Source organism: Streptomyces sp. SID3343, assembly GCF_009865215.1.
GTDB lineage: Bacteria > Actinomycetota > Actinomycetes > Streptomycetales > Streptomycetaceae > Embleya.
This window is the reverse complement of the sequence record NZ_WWJX01000725.1, coordinates 1-14,551: the sequence shown is the minus strand read 5'-3', so window position 1 is coordinate 14,551 and position 14,551 is coordinate 1. Positions and strand designations below refer to the sequence as shown.

The window sequence follows — 14,551 nt, the reverse complement described above, 5'->3', positions numbered from 1 at the left end:
CGCGGGGGACGCGGCCGGCAGGAACGCGGTGGTCGCGAGCCGCGCGAGCACCGCGCGCCGCAGCAACCCGTCCAACTCGCCCTCGGCGGTCGGCCCCGGCACCAGCGTCAGCACGCCCGCAGTGGTCGTGGGCCACGTGCCGAGCAGGGTCGCGTAGACGTCCGCGGCCCGCTCCACCAGGAAGTCGCGCAGCGGCCCGGGCGCGGTGTGCCGGCGGGTCGGGTCCAGCGGGAAGGACGCGACGAGCAGCGCGGGCAGCCCGAGCGGCTCGTCGGTGGGTGTGGGCGCGTGCACGACGGGCCGCACCGACGGCCGGAGCGGCTGATCGGCGGCGTCCAGCGGGACGGCCCACAGGACCGACCACGCGGCCCGGCGGCGCTCCTCGACGGGTCGATCGGCCAGCAACTCGGGCTCCAGCGCGCCGCCGTCCTGGCCGACCCACCATCGGGTCTCGACGCCGTTGTCGGCGACCACAAGCGCGCCGCCGTCCTGACGGCACGTCAGCGTGCGGACGCCGTCCGGGGTCTCGATCACGATCTCGCCGATCCGGCGCAGCGTGAGCAACAGCGCGTCGTCGATCTCGGCGAGCAGCCGCGCGGCGAGGTCGATCGCGGCGCCGTCGCGCAACGGCAGCACCACGCACGTGTCGTAGTCCTCGGGAGGGGTGCCCTCCGCCGGCATCGGCAGCCGCAGTACGGCCACCCCGCCGTCGCGGCGGGCGAGTTCGTCGGTGAGCCCGGCGTTGCCGGCGGCCCGCTCGGCGACCAGGTCCCTGGCCTCGTGCAGCGACCACCGCACGCCGCCGGTGCGCGAGAGCACGACGGGCTCGTCACAGACCGCGAGCACGGCCGCGAAGCCGACCCCGAAGCGGCCCACCGAGTCCGGGCCGTCGTCGCGCTTGGCGGAGGCCCGCAGCGTGGACAGCGCCTCGACGCCGCGCGTGTGCAGCGGGTCGCCGGTGTTGGCCGCGACCAGCACGCCGTCGCGCAGGGTCAGCCGGAGCCGCCCCTCGACGCCCGCCCGCGCGGCCGCGTCGGCGGCGTTTTGCGCGAGTTCGACCACGAGGCGGTCGCGATAGCCGCCGAGGGCGAGTTCCTCCTCGGCGTTCGCGTCCTCGCGAAAACGCGCGGGCGAAGCGGCCCAGGCGTCCAGTACGGCTCGCCGAAGCGAAGCGGTGCCAAAGCGGTCCTCGATGCCCATGCCGTGCGCCGTCCCTCGTATGCGGATGTTGCGGTCGCGGTGTTGCAGTCGCGGTGTTGCGGTCGCGGTGTTGCGGTCGCGGGTGTTGCAGTGCGGGTCTTGCGGTCGCCGACCCGCGGTCGCGATGTTGCGGTCGCGGAGCCCGCGGTCGCGGATGTGGCCGGAACCCTATTGCGTTTCCGGCCGCACTGCCCCTCGGTGATCCCACCGCACGCCGAGCGTGGGATCAAATCGTCCGCGACCACCCGACCGACCGACCCGGCGCCGCGCGCCACGCCCGAGGTGCGAGACGGAAAAAGCGGGCGGCGCAGCCACCACCGACGATCACGGCGACGGGCGCCGACCCGGTCGCGAACGCGCCGAAGCCGCCACCGGTTCGGTGGCGGCTTCGGCTTGTCTGGCGTGTCGCGCTCGTTCGCGCGCACGTGGCCGGATAACACCCGAGCGGTGCGCGGGCGGGTCAGGAGTGGCCCAGTTCGTCCTCGCCGGGCCGCATGCCGTCCTCGTCCTCCGGACTCTCGACCGGGCGGATGCGCACGGTCTCGATCCGGTACTCGTCGAGGGACAGTTCGGCGGCCGGTGTCGCGGCCGGCATCACGGCGGCCTCCGAGTGGCCGCCACACCCGTAGGCGAGCGAGACCATCCGACCGTCGGCCGGGGAGTACTCGTTGGCGCACACGCCGAAGGCCTGCCCGAGCGGGCCGCCGATCTTGACCAGGAATCCACAACTCGTGCAGTGCGCCGGAGCGGCCTGGGCCATGGGCGTGGCCCGGCCGAAGTGCTCGTCCCAGCGGTCTGCGGCCAGTTCGCGGCCGACCGGCGACAGGACGCGAACGCGCCCCAGCCCCAGGTCGTACGCGACCGCCTTGGGACCGAACCCGATCGGTTCGGTCAGTTCCTCCTCTGTCTCGTCCGCTCCGGTGTATCCGAATTCGAGACGAAGGTCGTCGGCTTCGGTGGGAAGTAGGTCGCCCACGCCGAGGTCGCCGGGACGAAGACGCTCGTTCCACGGCACCCACGCAGGCGCAAGCAGCGCCCCGGGTCCGGGGACCAGGACGGTCTCGTCCACGGTCACGAGCTTGGCTCGGGGCGCACGGGCAACGGTCACCGCCCAGCGCCAGCCGTGGTAGGCGGACTCGCGGCACGCGAACAGGTGGGTGACCAGGCGATCACCATCCACCTGAACACCCAGATGCTCGCCGACGGAGTCCTGACCAGCGGCTTCCTCGGCGGCAGCGAAGGCAAGATCAACCGCCTCGGCGCAGAGGCGGTCCGGGGTTCGACTACGGGTCGCGGCACTCACGAGAGTGATTCTCTCTCACGCACCGGAGCTCTTCACCGTCGATACCCTCAAAACGCGTCCGATTCCCGAACGGGCGCGCGGAGCGCACCCTTCCGGGCGTGTCGTCACCGCGCCCTTCGAGACCGCATCATTCAAGAAAGGAAGGGCAGGATCCCGGCGTGGCAGCCTCCAAGACCACCACCGCATCGCGGCGCACCGTGCGTGCGCCCGGCACCACTCGAGCGTCGTACGCCAGGAACCGAGGGCCGGCGCGTCGTGCGCTCGGCTGGTTCGGCGGACTGTTCACGGGTGGCTTCGGCAAACTACGCGGCGCGGCGCGCGCCAAGGGGGCCGGCGAAAGCGGCCTGGCCAAACTCATCGAGCTTCACCTGATCAACAACGCGGGCGACGCGCTCGTGACGATCGCGCTCGCGACGACCGTGTTCTTCTCGGTGCCGATGGGCGAGGCGCGCGACCGGGTCGCGATGTATCTGTTGATCACGCTCCTGCCCTTCGCGTTGATGGCTCCGGTCCTGGGGCCGCTGCTCGACCGGCTGCGGCGTGGTCGACGCTTCGCGATGGCCACCGCGATGCTGGTCCGGGTCGGCCTGTGCTGGCTGATGGCGGGCTCGGTCGACGACGGCGGTCTGGAGCTGTATCCGGCGGCGTTCGGCGTGCTGGTGTCGTCGAAGGTGTACGGGGTCACCCGCAGCGCCGTGGTGCCCAGGCTGCAACCGCGCTCGGTGTCGTTGGTGAAGGCGAACGCGCGGATCACCATGTTCGGCCTGATCGGCACGATGGCTGCGGCACCGCTCGCGGGCGGGCTCAAGGTCTCGATCGGCACCCCGGCCATCCTGTACGGCGCGTGCGTGGTGTTCACCTTCGGCGCGATCCTCGCGCTCACGCTGCCCTCGAAGGTCGACTCGGCCGAGGGCGAGGACCGGGCCTCCTTCACGGCCGAGGCGCCGGGCGTGGACCACGAACGCAAGGTCTCGCTGATCAAGCGCAGGACGGCCAAGGGTGACGCGGGCGAGTCCGCCGAGCCCGTGCCCGAGGCGGCGGTCGGGCGCAAGCCGATCAAGCTCCAGACATCGCGACGGCTGCGCAGCGTGGGTCCTTCGGTGGTGCTCGCGTTGTGGGCCAACGCGACGATGCGCGGTTTCTCCGGGTTTTTGATCATGTTCCTGGGCTTCCTGCTCCGCAAGCACCCGATCGCCGACCTCACCTCCACCCAGCTGTTCGCCGCCGTGGCCACTTCGGCGGCGGTCGGCAACGCGATAGGGACCGGGCTCGGGGCGTGGCTCAAGTCACGGGCGCCGGAGGCGATCATCTTCTTCGTGCTCGCCGTCTCGGCGGCGTGCGCGGCGTGGGCGGCGGCCATGTACAGCCTGGTGACGGTGCTCGCGGTGGTCGCGGCGGCGGGTCTGGCGCAGGCGCTCGGCAAGCTGTCCCTGGACGCGATGATCCAGCGCGACATTCCCGAGGAGGTGCGGACGTCCGCGTTCGCCCGTACCGAGACCGCGCTCCAGGTGGCGTGGGTGATCGGCGGCGGCATCGGCATCTCGCTGCCGTTGAACGGCACGCTCGGAATGAGCGTGGCGGCCGTCGCACTGGCGTTCACTCTGGTGGTCGTCGGTCGCAAACTCACGACGCGCCGAACGCGTCGCAAGCGGTCCCCCGGCATGCGGCTGCGGGCCGCCCGCTAATCTTCGGATCATGAAGACTCGCCGTCGTGCCGCCGCGCTCGCTGGTGTCGCCGTTCTGGGCGCGGTCGCCCTGACGGGCTGTGACATCGACAAGCCCACTCCGATCGTGACCATGGTGAGCGGAGACACCTCCGCTCACACCGAGGCGGAGTGCTACGCCGGCAAGGAAGTGCCGGCCGACAAGCTGGAGTCGTGCATCAAGACGGAGGATCTCACCAAGATCTCCGCGACGGTCGGCGGGAGCTACCGGATCGGCGTCGACAAGAAGATCGCCGACCACGGGTGGACCGTGCTGATCGACGGCAAGCCGATCAACGCGATCTTCCATTCGACCTACGGGCCGCAGTTGCCGGTCCAGTACTTCCAGGACACCGGCTCGGCCGACAACGCGGCCGAGGCGGCCCAGGCAGCCGAGGCGGACAAGTCGGTCGTGGTCCACGTCATCGAGCAGTCGAGCACCTCCGCCCCGATCAAGGGCGTCTGGGCGTTCAAGGTCGAGAAGAAGCAGCCGTAGCCGTTGCGTGTCCTGGTGATCACCGCAGTGTCCGCCGAGCGCGATGCCGTGCTCGGCGGCACTCGTTCGTGGCGGACGCCCGCGGTTGACGCGGTTGCCGTCGGCGTGGGCCCCGCCGCCGCCGCCGCCGGAACCGCCGCGGCGCTCGCGCGCGATCCCTACGACCTCGTGTTGAGCGCCGGCATCGGCGGCGGCTTCGCGGGTGTCGCACCGGTCGGGTCGACCGTGTTGGCGACCCGCATCGTCGCGGCCGACCTGGGCGCGGAGACCGCGGACGGGTTCGTCCCGATCGAGGAACTGGGCTTCGGTACGGGCGCCTTCGAGGCGGACCCGGACCGGCTCGCGCACGCGGGTGACGCCCTGCGCGCCGCCGACATCCCGCTCACCGTCGGGCCCGCGCTGACCGTGTCCACCGTGACCGGCACCGCCGCGCGCGCCGCTCTGCTGTCCGAGCGTCATCCGGGCGCGGCGGTCGAGGGCATGGAAGGGTTCGGGGTGGCCACCGCGGCCGCCGCGTTCGGCGTACCGGTGCTCGAACTGCGCACGATCTCCAACGCCGTGGGGCCGCGCGACCGCGCGGCGTGGCGTATCCCCGCCGCCCTGGCCGCACTGACCACGGCGTTCGCCGCGCTCGAAGGGAGCCTGACCCGATGACCTTGTCGATGGCCTACTCGCCGTGCCCCAACGACACCTTCGTCTTCCACGCGTGGAAACACGGTCTGATCGCGGGCGCCCCGCCGATCGACGTGCGCTACGCCGACATCGACGTCACCAACGGCCTTGCCGAGCGCGGCGAACTCGACGTCATGAAGGTCTCCTACGCGGCTCTGCCGTGGGTGCTGGACGAATACGCGCTGCTGCCGTGCGGCGGCGCGCTCGGTCGCGGCTGCGGCCCGCTCGTGCTGAGCCTGGGCGCGAGTTCTCCCGCGGCGCTCGCGGGCAAGGTCGTGGCGGTGCCGAGCGAGCGCTCAACCGCGTATCTGCTGTTTCGGTTGTGGGCGGCGAAGAACGTCCCCGGCGGGGTCGGCGAGATCCGCGTGCTGCCCTTCCACGAGATCATGCCCGCGGTGCGCGACGGCGTCGTGGACGCGGGGCTGGTCATCCACGAAGCCCGGTTCACCTACGGGAAGTTCGGGCTGACCTGCCTGGCGGACATGGGCGACTGGTGGGAGTCGGACACCGGCTTCCCGATCCCCTTGGGCGCGATCATCGCCAAGCGCTCGCTCGACCTCGACGCGCTGACCGCCGCGATCCGCGCGTCGGTCGACCACGCGTGGGCCGACCCGGCCGTGTCGCGGGCGTACGTCCTCGAACACGCGCAGGAGATGGACCCGACCGTGGCCGACCGCCACATCGCCCTGTACGTCAACGAGTTCACCCGCGACCTGGGCCCCGACGGCTACGCCGCGGTCACCCACCTGCTGACCCGAGCGGCCGACGAGGGCCTGGTCCCGGCCGTCCCCACCGAAAAGATCCTGGACCCGAAGGGCTGAGTCGGGCCCTCGGCTTCCTCTGCCCCCGACTTCCTCGACTCCTCGGACTCTCTCCGCGTCTCGGACTCTCTCCGCGTCTCGACTCCGGGACCCTTTCGGCGAGTTGCCGTCACGTGTCCAGTTCGTCGGCTACCGCGCGCAGCAGGTCGGCGACCTTTTGGGTCGCGCGTTTGTCGGGGTAGCGGCCGCGTTCGAGGGTCTTGTCCACGCCTTCGAGGACCTTGAGCAGGTCCTGAATGATCGAACTCATCTCGTCGGGCTTCTTGCGGGTCGCGGCGGCCACCGACGGGCGCGGGTCCAGAACCCGCAGGGACAGCGCCTGTTCGCCGCGGCGGCCCTCGACGATGCCGAACTCGACCCGGGTGCCGGGCTTGAGCGTCTCGGTGCCCTGCGGCAGTGCGGAGGCGTGCACGAACACGTCGCCTCCGTCGTCCCGGGAAAGAAACCCGAAGCCCTTCTCGGTGTCGAACCACTTGACCTTGCCGGTGGGCACGGGAGACCTCGATCGTGTCGGGACGGCTTCGTCGGGACTTTTACGAGCATTTACCAGGCGGGGCGGGGCGCACACCTCGAAGACGAGCAGGATCGCGAAAGCGCCCCGTTCACCCTTCCAGGCTAGTGGTCGCTCCGTCGGCGAAACATGGGGATCCCGCCCCGGGCGCTTCGGGTGCGGATCGGGGCATCTACCCTGATGACGTGCACAACGAATCCGCAGGCCCCGGCGACCGGCTCGTCCGTATCGGCGCGGCGCTCTTCATCATCGGAACCATCGCGACGCTCGCGACGATCACCCCGCTGCTGATCGGCACGAAGGCGTTGCCGACGGCGGTCTACCTCGTCAGCACGCTGATGCCGCTCGGCTTCGCGGTCGCGGGCGCGGGCCTGTTCAAGTCGGCCCGCAACCAGCGTCGGCCGGTGCCGAGCAACCCGTGACGTCGCCGCGCCGGTGATCGCCCGCCCGCTTCAGCGGTACCGCTCGGGGTCGGGCAACAGTTCGTTCATCGCACCCTCTCGGTAGCCGACCGGGTCCACCTCGACCGCGTCGAAGCCCGCCTCGCGCACCACCTCGACCACTCGCGCGTGCCCGGCCACCGCCTCGGTGTGCGCCGCGTCCACCTCGACCCGGGCGAAGTCCCCCAGGTCTCGCACGCGCAGGTTGCGCACGGGGATCCGCTCGCGCGCGAACAGGTCGCGCAGCGCGGTCTCGGCGCGCTCCACCCGGGCCAGCCGCGACGGCGTGATCCGCACCCCGAACGCGATCCGACTCGACAGGCACGCCGCGGCGGGCTTGTCCCACGTGGGCAGCCCCCATTCCCGGCTGAACGACCGCACCTGAGCCTTGGTCAGCCCGGCGTCCAGGAGCGGGGTCACCGCCCCCGCCTCGGCCGCCGCGGCGATCCCCGGGCGAAAGCCCGCGCGCGCGTCGTCGGCGTTGGTCCCGGTCGCCACGTAGGCGAGCCCGGCCGCCCGCGCCACGGGAGCCAGAACCGCCATCAACTCCGTCTTGCAGAACCGGCAACGGTCGCCGTTGTTCTCGCGATAGCCGCTGCGGGCCAGTTCGTCGCTGGGCACGAACTCGTGCCGTACACCCAGTTGTCGGCAGAACGCGTCCGCGGCGGGGTGTTCGGCCGCGGGCAGACTCTGCGACACGGTGGTCAGCGCGAGTACGTTGGCCGCGCCCAACGTGCGCACGGCCGCCGCGAGCAGGAACGCCGAGTCGGCGCCGCCGGAGAACGCCACCGCGACACTGCCCAGCCCGCGCAGCCGCTCGGTCAACGCGGCCAGCCGCAGCCGGCGCACGTGCGCGTCCAGCCACGCCGGGAACTCGGTCAGGTCGCTCAACACCACGTCGGCGCCGGCCGCGCGCAGGTCCGCCGCGGTGATCGGCCCGGTCGCCACCGCCACCGCGACCGCCCCCGCCGCACGGGCGCCGAGGATGTCGCCCAGGTGGTCCCCCACGTACACGCTCGCGCCCAACTCCCGCAGCGCGTCGCCCTTTTGCGTGCCCCACAGGTCGCCGACCAGGTGGTCCACGGCCAAATCGAGATGGTCCACGTGCAGTTGCGCGTTGGGCCTGTGTTTGCCGGTGATCACCGCGGTGTGTCCGCCGTGTCCGTGCACCGCGGCGAGTGCCGCTCGCGCGCCGGGCAGGACGTCGGTCCCGAGCACGGCGTGCGCCGGGTACAACTCGCGGTAGCGCGCGGCCACGGCCTTGACCTCGTCGGCCGGGAACCACTCGGCGACCTCGGTCTCCAACGGCGGTCCCAGTCGCGAGACGACCAACTCGACGTCGACCGCCGCGCCGGTCTCCGCCGCCAACACGGACCACGCCGCGCCGATACCGGGGCGCGAGTCCACGAGCGTCATGTCCAGGTCGAAACCAACCACTAGGGCATTCACCCGTTCAGCGTACGACGTCACACATTGCACGCCGATGTCCGTTCGAGGCTGATGTCGTGAACAGGTTCTTTGTCGAGCGCGAAACGCCTGCGCTCGTCAAGGGTGTGTGGGGTGCGTCGGGGGCACAACAGGGGTTCGACGGCTCGCGAGGTCTCGCGGTGGGGTGCGCAGGGTCGGCCTGTCGGCGGGGCGCGGAGGGTCGGCCTTGCGGTGGGGCGCGGACGGGTCGGGATCGTGGTGGGGCCGCGGACGGTCGGCCTTGCGATGGGGCCGCCGAAGGTCGGTCTCGCGGTGGGGCGTACGAACCCGGCGGGCAGGACCGGAGTCGGGGGTGGGTGCCGTTCCCCCTAAGGGCAGGCGGGTCGTCGCTCATCCCGCAGAGGTAGCACTTTGACCCCCTGCTTATTGACGCGCCTGTTATGTCCGTCCACGTAGCTTCGAGGACATGAGCACGATGACGCACACCACCGCCCCCCACTCGCTGCGGATGCCGTCGCTGCGCGGCACGACGTCCGCCGGTCTCCCCTTCTCCACCCTCGTCCGGGCCCGGCTGCGCAGGCCCGCGCACATGAGCGCGACGGTCGCCCGCGGCACGTGGGTCTTCACGCGTACCGCGGTGCGGGTGACCCTGCTCGGCCGGCACGCGGTGCCGTGACCGGGATCGTCGCCGCACACCGCCGATCGCCGCATGGTCCGGGGCCGCCGGGGCAGACGCCCGCTCAAGGCAGGTGTACATCCGACCCGGGGGTGTGACGCGATGGGCACTGCGGACGCGAAGCGCGCGAGCACCACCGACGCCTTCTCCGACGTCGCCACCCCCGACGATGCCGCCGGCAAAGTCGGGCGCCCACCGCGCTCGCGTAGCGCGCGCATCCTGCGAAACGTCGCGATCGGGCTCGGCGTGGTGGCCCTGGTGTTGTTCGCGCTCGTGCTCGCCCGGGTCACGTTCACCCCCCAACCGGAGTCCGAGCAACTCGTCACCGGCAACACCGATCCGGGCAGTTCGATCCGGTCCTATCTCGACCGCCCCGAGATCCGCGACGCGGTCAAGCAGGTCGGCGGCAACCTCGTGTTGTGCATGCCGCTGGGGATTCTGCTCCCGGTGGTGTCCGGGCGACTGCGCGGTCCGATCCGGATCCTGGTCACGGTCGGCATCGTGATGCTCCTCGTCGAGGCCGTACAAGGTTGGTTCATCGTCGGCCGCGCGTTCGACATCGACGACGTCATCCTGAACGCCTTCGGCGCGTTCCTCGCGTACATATTCGTCGGCCGCTACCTCGCCGCCCGCGTCCACCCCCGCCGAACGCCGTGGTGGCGTCGACGGGAGCGGAGCGAGCCGACCGCCTGAACCGGCCTGCCGGCGAGGACCGCCGCCGGAAAGGACCACTGCCCGGCGAGGATCGCTGCCCGCCGAAGGTCGTCGCCCGGTGAGGGTCCGCTTCCGTCGGTCGAGGACTTGCCTCTGTTTGTCGAGGACTTACTTCTGCTTGTCGAGGTCGTCGGAGTCGACGATCCGGTAGGCGTAGCCCTGCTCCGCGAGGAAACGTTGCCGATGTGCCGCGAAGTCCTGGTCGATCGTGTCGCGCGCGACGACCGAGTAGAACCGTGCGCCACGCCCGTCCGCCTTGGGCCGCAGCACCCGGCCGAGTCGCTGGGCCTCCTCTTGACGCGAGCCGAACGAACCCGACACCTGGATCGCCACCGTCGCGTCCGGCAGGTCGATCGAGAAGTTCGCCACCTTGCTGACCACGAGCGCCTGGATCTCGCCCTGGCGAAACGCGTCGTAGAGCCGTTCGCGCTCCTTGTTGGTGGTCTCGCCCTTGATCACCGGCGCGTTCAACACCTCGCCCAGCTCGTCGAGTTGGTCGATGTACTGCCCGATGACCAGTGTCTGCTCGCCGCGGTGCTGCTCGACCAGTTCCTTGACCACGCGCGTCTTGGTCGCGGTCGTCGCGCAGAAGCGGTAGCGCTCCTCGGGCTCGGCGGTCGCGTAGGCGAGGCGCTCGGTCTCCGTAAGAGTGACCCGCACCTCGACACAGTCGGCCGGAGCGATGTAGCCCTGGTTCTCGATCTCCTTCCACGGCGCGTCGTAGCGCTTGGGACCGATCAGCGAGAACACGTCGCCCTCGCGGCCGTCCTCGCGCACGAGTGTCGCGGTCAGGCCCAACCGGCGCCTGGCCTGCAGGTCGGCGGTGAACCGGAAGATGGGGGCGGGCAGCAGGTGGACCTCGTCGTAGACGATCAGGCCCCAGTCCCTGGAGTCGAACAGCTCCAGGTGCGGATACACGCCCTTCCGGCGCGTGGTCACGACCTGGTAGGTGGCGATCGTGACCGGCCGGATCTCCTTGCGGGTGCCGCTGTACTCGCCGATCTCGTCCTCGGTCAGCGACGTGCGCTTGACCAGTTCGGACTTCCACTGCCGGGCCGAGACGGTGTTGGTGACCAGGATCAGCGTGGTCGCCTTCGCGGTGGCCATCGCCGCCGCGCCGACCAGCGTCTTGCCCGCGCCACACGGCAGCACGACCACTCCGGAGCCGCCGTGCCAAAAGCCCTCGACGGCCTCCTGCTGGTAGGGCCGCAGACTCCAGCCGTCCTCGGCGAGGTCGATCGCGTGCGCCTCGCCGTCCACGTAGCCCGCGAGATCCTCGGCGGGCCAGCCGAGCTTGAGCAGGACCTGCTTGATCTGGCCGCGCTCGGACGGGTGCACCGCGACGCAGTCCGCGTCGACCCGGGCACCGACCAGCGGGATCATCTTCTTGCTGCGCAGCACCTCTTCCAGGACCGCGCGGTCCGTCGAGGTCAGCACGAGACCGTGGGTGGGGTGCTTGGACAATTGCAACCGGCCGTAGCGACCCATCGTGTCGGCGACGTCGACAAGCAGCGCGTTGGGCACCGGGTAGCGCGAGTAGCGCAGGAGGACGTCGACGACCTGCTCGGCGTCGTGGCCCGCGGCGCGCGCGTTCCACAGCCCCAGGGGCGTCAGCCGGTAGGTGTGCACGTGCTCGGGGGCGCGCTCCAGCTCGGCGAACGGCGCGATGGCCCGTCGGCATTCGGCGGACGCCGCGTGACCGACCTCGAGGAGCAGGGTTTTGTCGGACTGGACGATCAACGGGCCATCGGGCACGTGGGAGCCTTTCCGCGCTGGGGAGGGGACTGGACCATCAAGTCTCAACCATCCGCGGACCGGTGGTGTTCCGAACACCGGTTGTCACCGCGTTGTCGTGAGCTTCGAAGGTACGGCCGGCGCCTTCCGCGGCGCGGCCCTGCGCCTTCGGGGGCACGGTGGAGCGCCTTCCGGGGCACGGTGGGTGCCTTCCGGGGCACGGTGGGTGCCTGCGGGGGTGGGCGCGGGGCGCGCCTGCGGGAGCGCGGTCGGCGACTCGCCGGCCGACCCGCCGGCCGCTTCGCTCGTCCAACCGCTTCTCGGCCCGGACGGTCGACCGGCGACCGTCGGCGGGAGCAGCCCTACGGGGCCGTACTGCCCAGGGAGGAGCAGCAGACCCATCCTTACGGAGGAACACACAAACCGGCCGGCCTTCCTACCCTGGATACTTGATGGCACAACAAACGTCGTCGGCCTCGAACGACCGGGTTCCCCGTCCCGATCGCGGCGCCGCCGAGACCCCCGAGCACGCCGGCGAGACGATCCGTCCCGCCGTGTCCACGCGTGCCCTGACCCGTGACTACGGCGGTGGCACGGGGGTTTTCGGAATCGACCTCGTGGTGCCCCGAGGCAGCGTGTACGGCCTGGTGGGGCCGAACGGCGCGGGCAAGACCACGCTTCTTTCGATCGTCGGTGGCACCCGTCGGGCCGATTCGGGCGAGGTGACGTTCGGGGTCGATCGACACCGGGTCGCGGTTTCCACCGACGTGCCCGAGTTCGAGCCCTGGCTGACCGCCTCCGAGGTCGTCGAACTGGCCGGAAACCTCGTCGATCCGCGCCTGCCGCGCGAGAAGGTCAAGGTCGCGTTGCATCGCACCGGGCTGTCCGGCTACGGCGACCGCAAGGCCGGGTCGCTGTCGCGCGGGATGACGCTGCGACTGGGGTTCGCGGCAGCGCTCGTCGCCGACCCACAGTTGCTGATCCTGGACGAGCCCACGTCGGCCCTCGACCCGCGGGGCCGATCCGACGTGCTCGACCTCGTGGCGAGCCTGCGCGACCTGACCACGGTCGTCTTCTCCAGCCACATCCTGGCCGACGTCCAGCGGGTGTGCGATCACGTCGGCGTCGTGCGCGCGGGCCGGTTGCTGTACCAGGGGCCGACCGCGCAGCTCGTGGACACCCACATGCGGCCGAGCTGGCTGGTGCGGGTGCGCGGTGGCGGCACCGACCTGTTGCGCGCGTTCGCGGCGGAGACCTGGGTCGCGCGGGTGTCGTCCCTGCGACCCGGCCTGTTCCGGGTCGAGGCCCGGTCGTTGGAGGCCGGTGAGCGGCACATCGCCGAGGTGCTCAGTCGCAGCTCGGCGCGCGTGGTGTCGGTCGCGCCCGAGGAGTCGGACCTGGAGGCGGCGTTCCTGTCGATCACCGGCGGCCCGCGATGACGCGCTCCGGCGCGGTACGGTCCGGCTCGGTTCCGGCGCCCGCCCCCGCGGCCGCGCCGGCGCCCGTGGTGGTGTCCACCGGCCGGCGCGAGCCGCGCGGGCCGCGCCGGCTCGGGCTCTGGCGGCTGGAGTGGCTGCGGCTCGTGCGCACGCGTCGCTGGCTGCTGCTCGTGGTGGCCTATCCCGGCGCGGGTCTGGTCGGTCCGGTCTTCGCCAAGCACCGTGACGAGATCCTCAAGGCGCTGCGCATCGACGGCGTGGCGCCGGCCACCGGCATGGGCGCCGACAGCGGCATGGCGGTGTACTCGTACGGCGTCGCCCAGGTCGGCATCCTGGTGGCGCTGGCGCTGATGGCCGGCGCGCTCGCGGTGGACCATCGGCCGGGGCTCGCGGCGTTCCATCGCACGCGGCTGCGCCGACCGCGTGACCTCGTGCTGCCGCGTTTCACGGTGACCACGGTGGCGGTCTCGGTCGCGTATCTGCTGGGCACGCTGATCGCGTGGGCCCAGGTGCACTGGATGTTCGGCCCGTTGCCGGCGAGATCGGTGCTCTACGGGGCCGGATTCGGCGTGGCATCGCTGCTCATGTCGCTCAGCCTGGTCGCGGCCACGGCGGCGCTGCTGCGCAGGCCGGTCGCGATCTTCGGCACGGCGTTGATCGCGCTGCTCGTGTGGCCGCTCGCGTCGCTGTGGCGGCCGTTGCGGCGCTGGCTGCCGACCGAGTTGAACAGCGCCCAGGTGGAGTTGCTGCGGGGGCACACGGCCGGCGAGTACGGGGACAACCTGTGCGTCGCGCTCGGGCTGTCGGCGGTGCTGGTGTGGTTCGCGGTGTGGCGGATCGGGCGGCGGGAGATGTGAGGGGGCGCCCTTCGGGGGTGCCCTTTCGGGAGTGCCTTTTCGGGGGCCCTTTCGGGGGTGCCCTTTGGGGGTGCCCTTTGGGGGTGCCCTTTGGGGGTGCCTTTTCGGCATGCCGGAGGAACTTTTCGACGGCTGCCTATGTGTTGTTGCCGCTGTTGCCGCTGCTCGCGTTCTTCGCGTTTCTTGCGTTCCTTTCGTTCCCGTCGTCTGCGGCGTCGCCGTCGTCCTCTTGTTCGGCTGCCGCGACGCCGGTGATCCGGTGCAGGGGGTAGGTGTGGATTTCGCCGGTGCCCTGCTCGTGAGCGGTGACGTAGCCGCCCTCCAGGCGTAGCGGGGTCACGATGTGCTGGGTCGCGCGGCCTTCGCGGGTGACATGGCCGATCCACACCGCGCGGCGCTCCGCGTGGGCGGCTTGGAGTGCGAGCAGGGTCTCGGCGGCCGACGTGCGCGGGAGTTCGATGGGCTCGCCGTCGCGCCCACCGTCACGCCCGCCGTCGTCGGCGCGCCCGGTGGAGGCCGAGTCGCCGGCGCGAATCGCGGTGACGGCGGCAACGAAC

At 71.5% G+C, this 14,551-nt stretch carries 12 protein-coding genes and 4 pseudogenes; 9 read left to right on the top strand and 7 right to left on the bottom strand.

Annotated elements, in window-relative coordinates:
• Positions 1-1,200 (bottom strand): annotated as a pseudogene (locus GT354_RS22240) (molecular chaperone Hsp90); the annotation flags it as partial.
• 460 nt (positions 1,201-1,660) lie between these two features.
• Positions 1,661-2,512 carry a DUF3027 domain-containing protein gene (locus GT354_RS22235; protein WP_161358132.1) on the bottom strand — a complete coding sequence of 284 codons (852 nt, stop codon included), beginning with the start codon at positions 2,510-2,512 and terminating at the stop codon, positions 1,661-1,663.
• A gap of 149 nt (positions 2,513-2,661) precedes the next feature.
• Here GT354_RS22235 and GT354_RS22230 point away from each other — a divergent pair, with 149 nt between their 5' ends.
• Genes GT354_RS22230 through GT354_RS22215 form a run of 4 tightly spaced genes read left to right on the top strand, consistent with a single transcriptional unit; the run spans position 2,662 to position 6,195 of the window.
• Positions 2,662-4,188, top strand: coding sequence for an MFS transporter (locus GT354_RS22230; RefSeq protein WP_161358130.1), 1,527 nt, complete (start codon positions 2,662-2,664; stop codon positions 4,186-4,188).
• 10 nt (positions 4,189-4,198) lie between these two features.
• A complete protein-coding gene (locus GT354_RS22225) occupies positions 4,199-4,702 on the top strand; it encodes a hypothetical protein (RefSeq protein WP_161358129.1) in 504 nt (167 codons plus the stop codon).
• A gap of 3 nt (positions 4,703-4,705) precedes the next feature.
• A complete protein-coding gene (locus GT354_RS22220) occupies positions 4,706-5,356 on the top strand; it encodes a futalosine hydrolase (protein WP_161358128.1) in 651 nt (216 codons plus the stop codon).
• Positions 5,353-6,195, top strand: coding sequence for a 1,4-dihydroxy-6-naphthoate synthase (locus GT354_RS22215; protein ID WP_161358127.1), 843 nt, complete (start codon positions 5,353-5,355; stop codon positions 6,193-6,195). The genes GT354_RS22220 and GT354_RS22215 overlap by 4 nt, the downstream gene beginning before the upstream one ends.
• Positions 6,196-6,304: 109 nt before the next feature.
• On the opposite strand, the gene GT354_RS55865 is transcribed toward GT354_RS22215, so the two are convergent.
• A complete protein-coding gene (locus tag GT354_RS55865) occupies positions 6,305-6,688 on the bottom strand; it encodes a cold-shock protein (protein WP_161358126.1) in 384 nt (127 codons plus the stop codon).
• Positions 6,689-6,891: 203 nt separating this feature from the next.
• On the opposite strand from GT354_RS55865, the gene GT354_RS22205 reads away from it, so the two are divergent.
• Complete coding sequence (locus tag GT354_RS22205; RefSeq protein WP_161358125.1) at positions 6,892-7,128, top strand: hypothetical protein; 237 nt, start codon at positions 6,892-6,894, stop codon at positions 7,126-7,128.
• Between the two features lie 30 nt (positions 7,129-7,158).
• On the opposite strand, the pseudogene larE reads toward GT354_RS22205, so the two are convergent.
• Both larE and GT354_RS54315 read right to left on the bottom strand, forming a co-directional pair.
• A pseudogene (gene larE / locus GT354_RS54320) lies at positions 7,159-7,968 on the bottom strand (ATP-dependent sacrificial sulfur transferase LarE); the annotation flags it as partial.
• 36 nt (positions 7,969-8,004) lie between these two features.
• Positions 8,005-8,583 (bottom strand): annotated as a pseudogene (locus tag GT354_RS54315) (HAD hydrolase-like protein); the annotation flags it as partial.
• 457 nt (positions 8,584-9,040) lie between these two features.
• Between GT354_RS54315 and GT354_RS22195 the strand changes: the two are divergent.
• Positions 9,041-9,250, top strand: coding sequence for a hypothetical protein (locus GT354_RS22195; RefSeq protein WP_161358124.1), 210 nt, complete (start codon positions 9,041-9,043; stop codon positions 9,248-9,250).
• 102 nt (positions 9,251-9,352) lie between these two features.
• Entirely contained in the window at positions 9,353-9,943 is a 591-nt protein-coding gene (locus GT354_RS22190; RefSeq protein ID WP_161358123.1) for a VanZ family protein, read from the top strand.
• Between the two features lie 129 nt (positions 9,944-10,072).
• On the opposite strand, the gene GT354_RS22185 is transcribed toward GT354_RS22190, so the two are convergent.
• Complete coding sequence (locus GT354_RS22185; protein ID WP_161358122.1) at positions 10,073-11,719, bottom strand: DNA repair helicase XPB; 1,647 nt, start codon at positions 11,717-11,719, stop codon at positions 10,073-10,075.
• A 431-nt stretch (positions 11,720-12,150) separates the two neighbouring features.
• On the opposite strand from GT354_RS22185, the gene GT354_RS22180 reads away from it, so the two are divergent.
• Positions 12,151-13,137: an ABC transporter ATP-binding protein gene (locus GT354_RS22180; RefSeq protein WP_161358121.1), complete on the top strand. Its 987-nt coding sequence runs from the start codon at positions 12,151-12,153 to the stop codon at positions 13,135-13,137.
• Positions 13,134-13,994, top strand: a complete 861-nt coding sequence (locus GT354_RS22175) for a hypothetical protein (RefSeq protein WP_161358120.1) — start codon at positions 13,134-13,136, stop codon at positions 13,992-13,994. The genes GT354_RS22180 and GT354_RS22175 overlap by 4 nt, the downstream gene beginning before the upstream one ends.
• A 136-nt stretch (positions 13,995-14,130) precedes the next feature.
• Here GT354_RS22175 and GT354_RS22170 read toward each other — a convergent pair.
• A pseudogene (locus tag GT354_RS22170) lies at positions 14,131-14,551 on the bottom strand (WYL domain-containing protein); the annotation flags it as partial.

Coding starts and splice junctions, on each gene's coding strand:
- GT354_RS22225 (WP_161358129.1), top strand. CDS start 4,199: ATGAAGACTCGCCGTCGTGCCGCCGCGCTCGCTGGTGTCGCCGTTCTG.
- GT354_RS22190 (WP_161358123.1), top strand. CDS start 9,353: ATGGGCACTGCGGACGCGAAGCGCGCGAGCACCACCGACGCCTTCTCC.
- GT354_RS22195 (WP_161358124.1), top strand. CDS start 9,041: ATGAGCACGATGACGCACACCACCGCCCCCCACTCGCTGCGGATGCCG.
- GT354_RS22180 (WP_161358121.1), top strand. CDS start 12,151: ATGGCACAACAAACGTCGTCGGCCTCGAACGACCGGGTTCCCCGTCCC.
- GT354_RS22215 (WP_161358127.1), top strand. CDS start 5,353: ATGACCTTGTCGATGGCCTACTCGCCGTGCCCCAACGACACCTTCGTC.
- GT354_RS22175 (WP_161358120.1), top strand. CDS start 13,134: ATGACGCGCTCCGGCGCGGTACGGTCCGGCTCGGTTCCGGCGCCCGCC.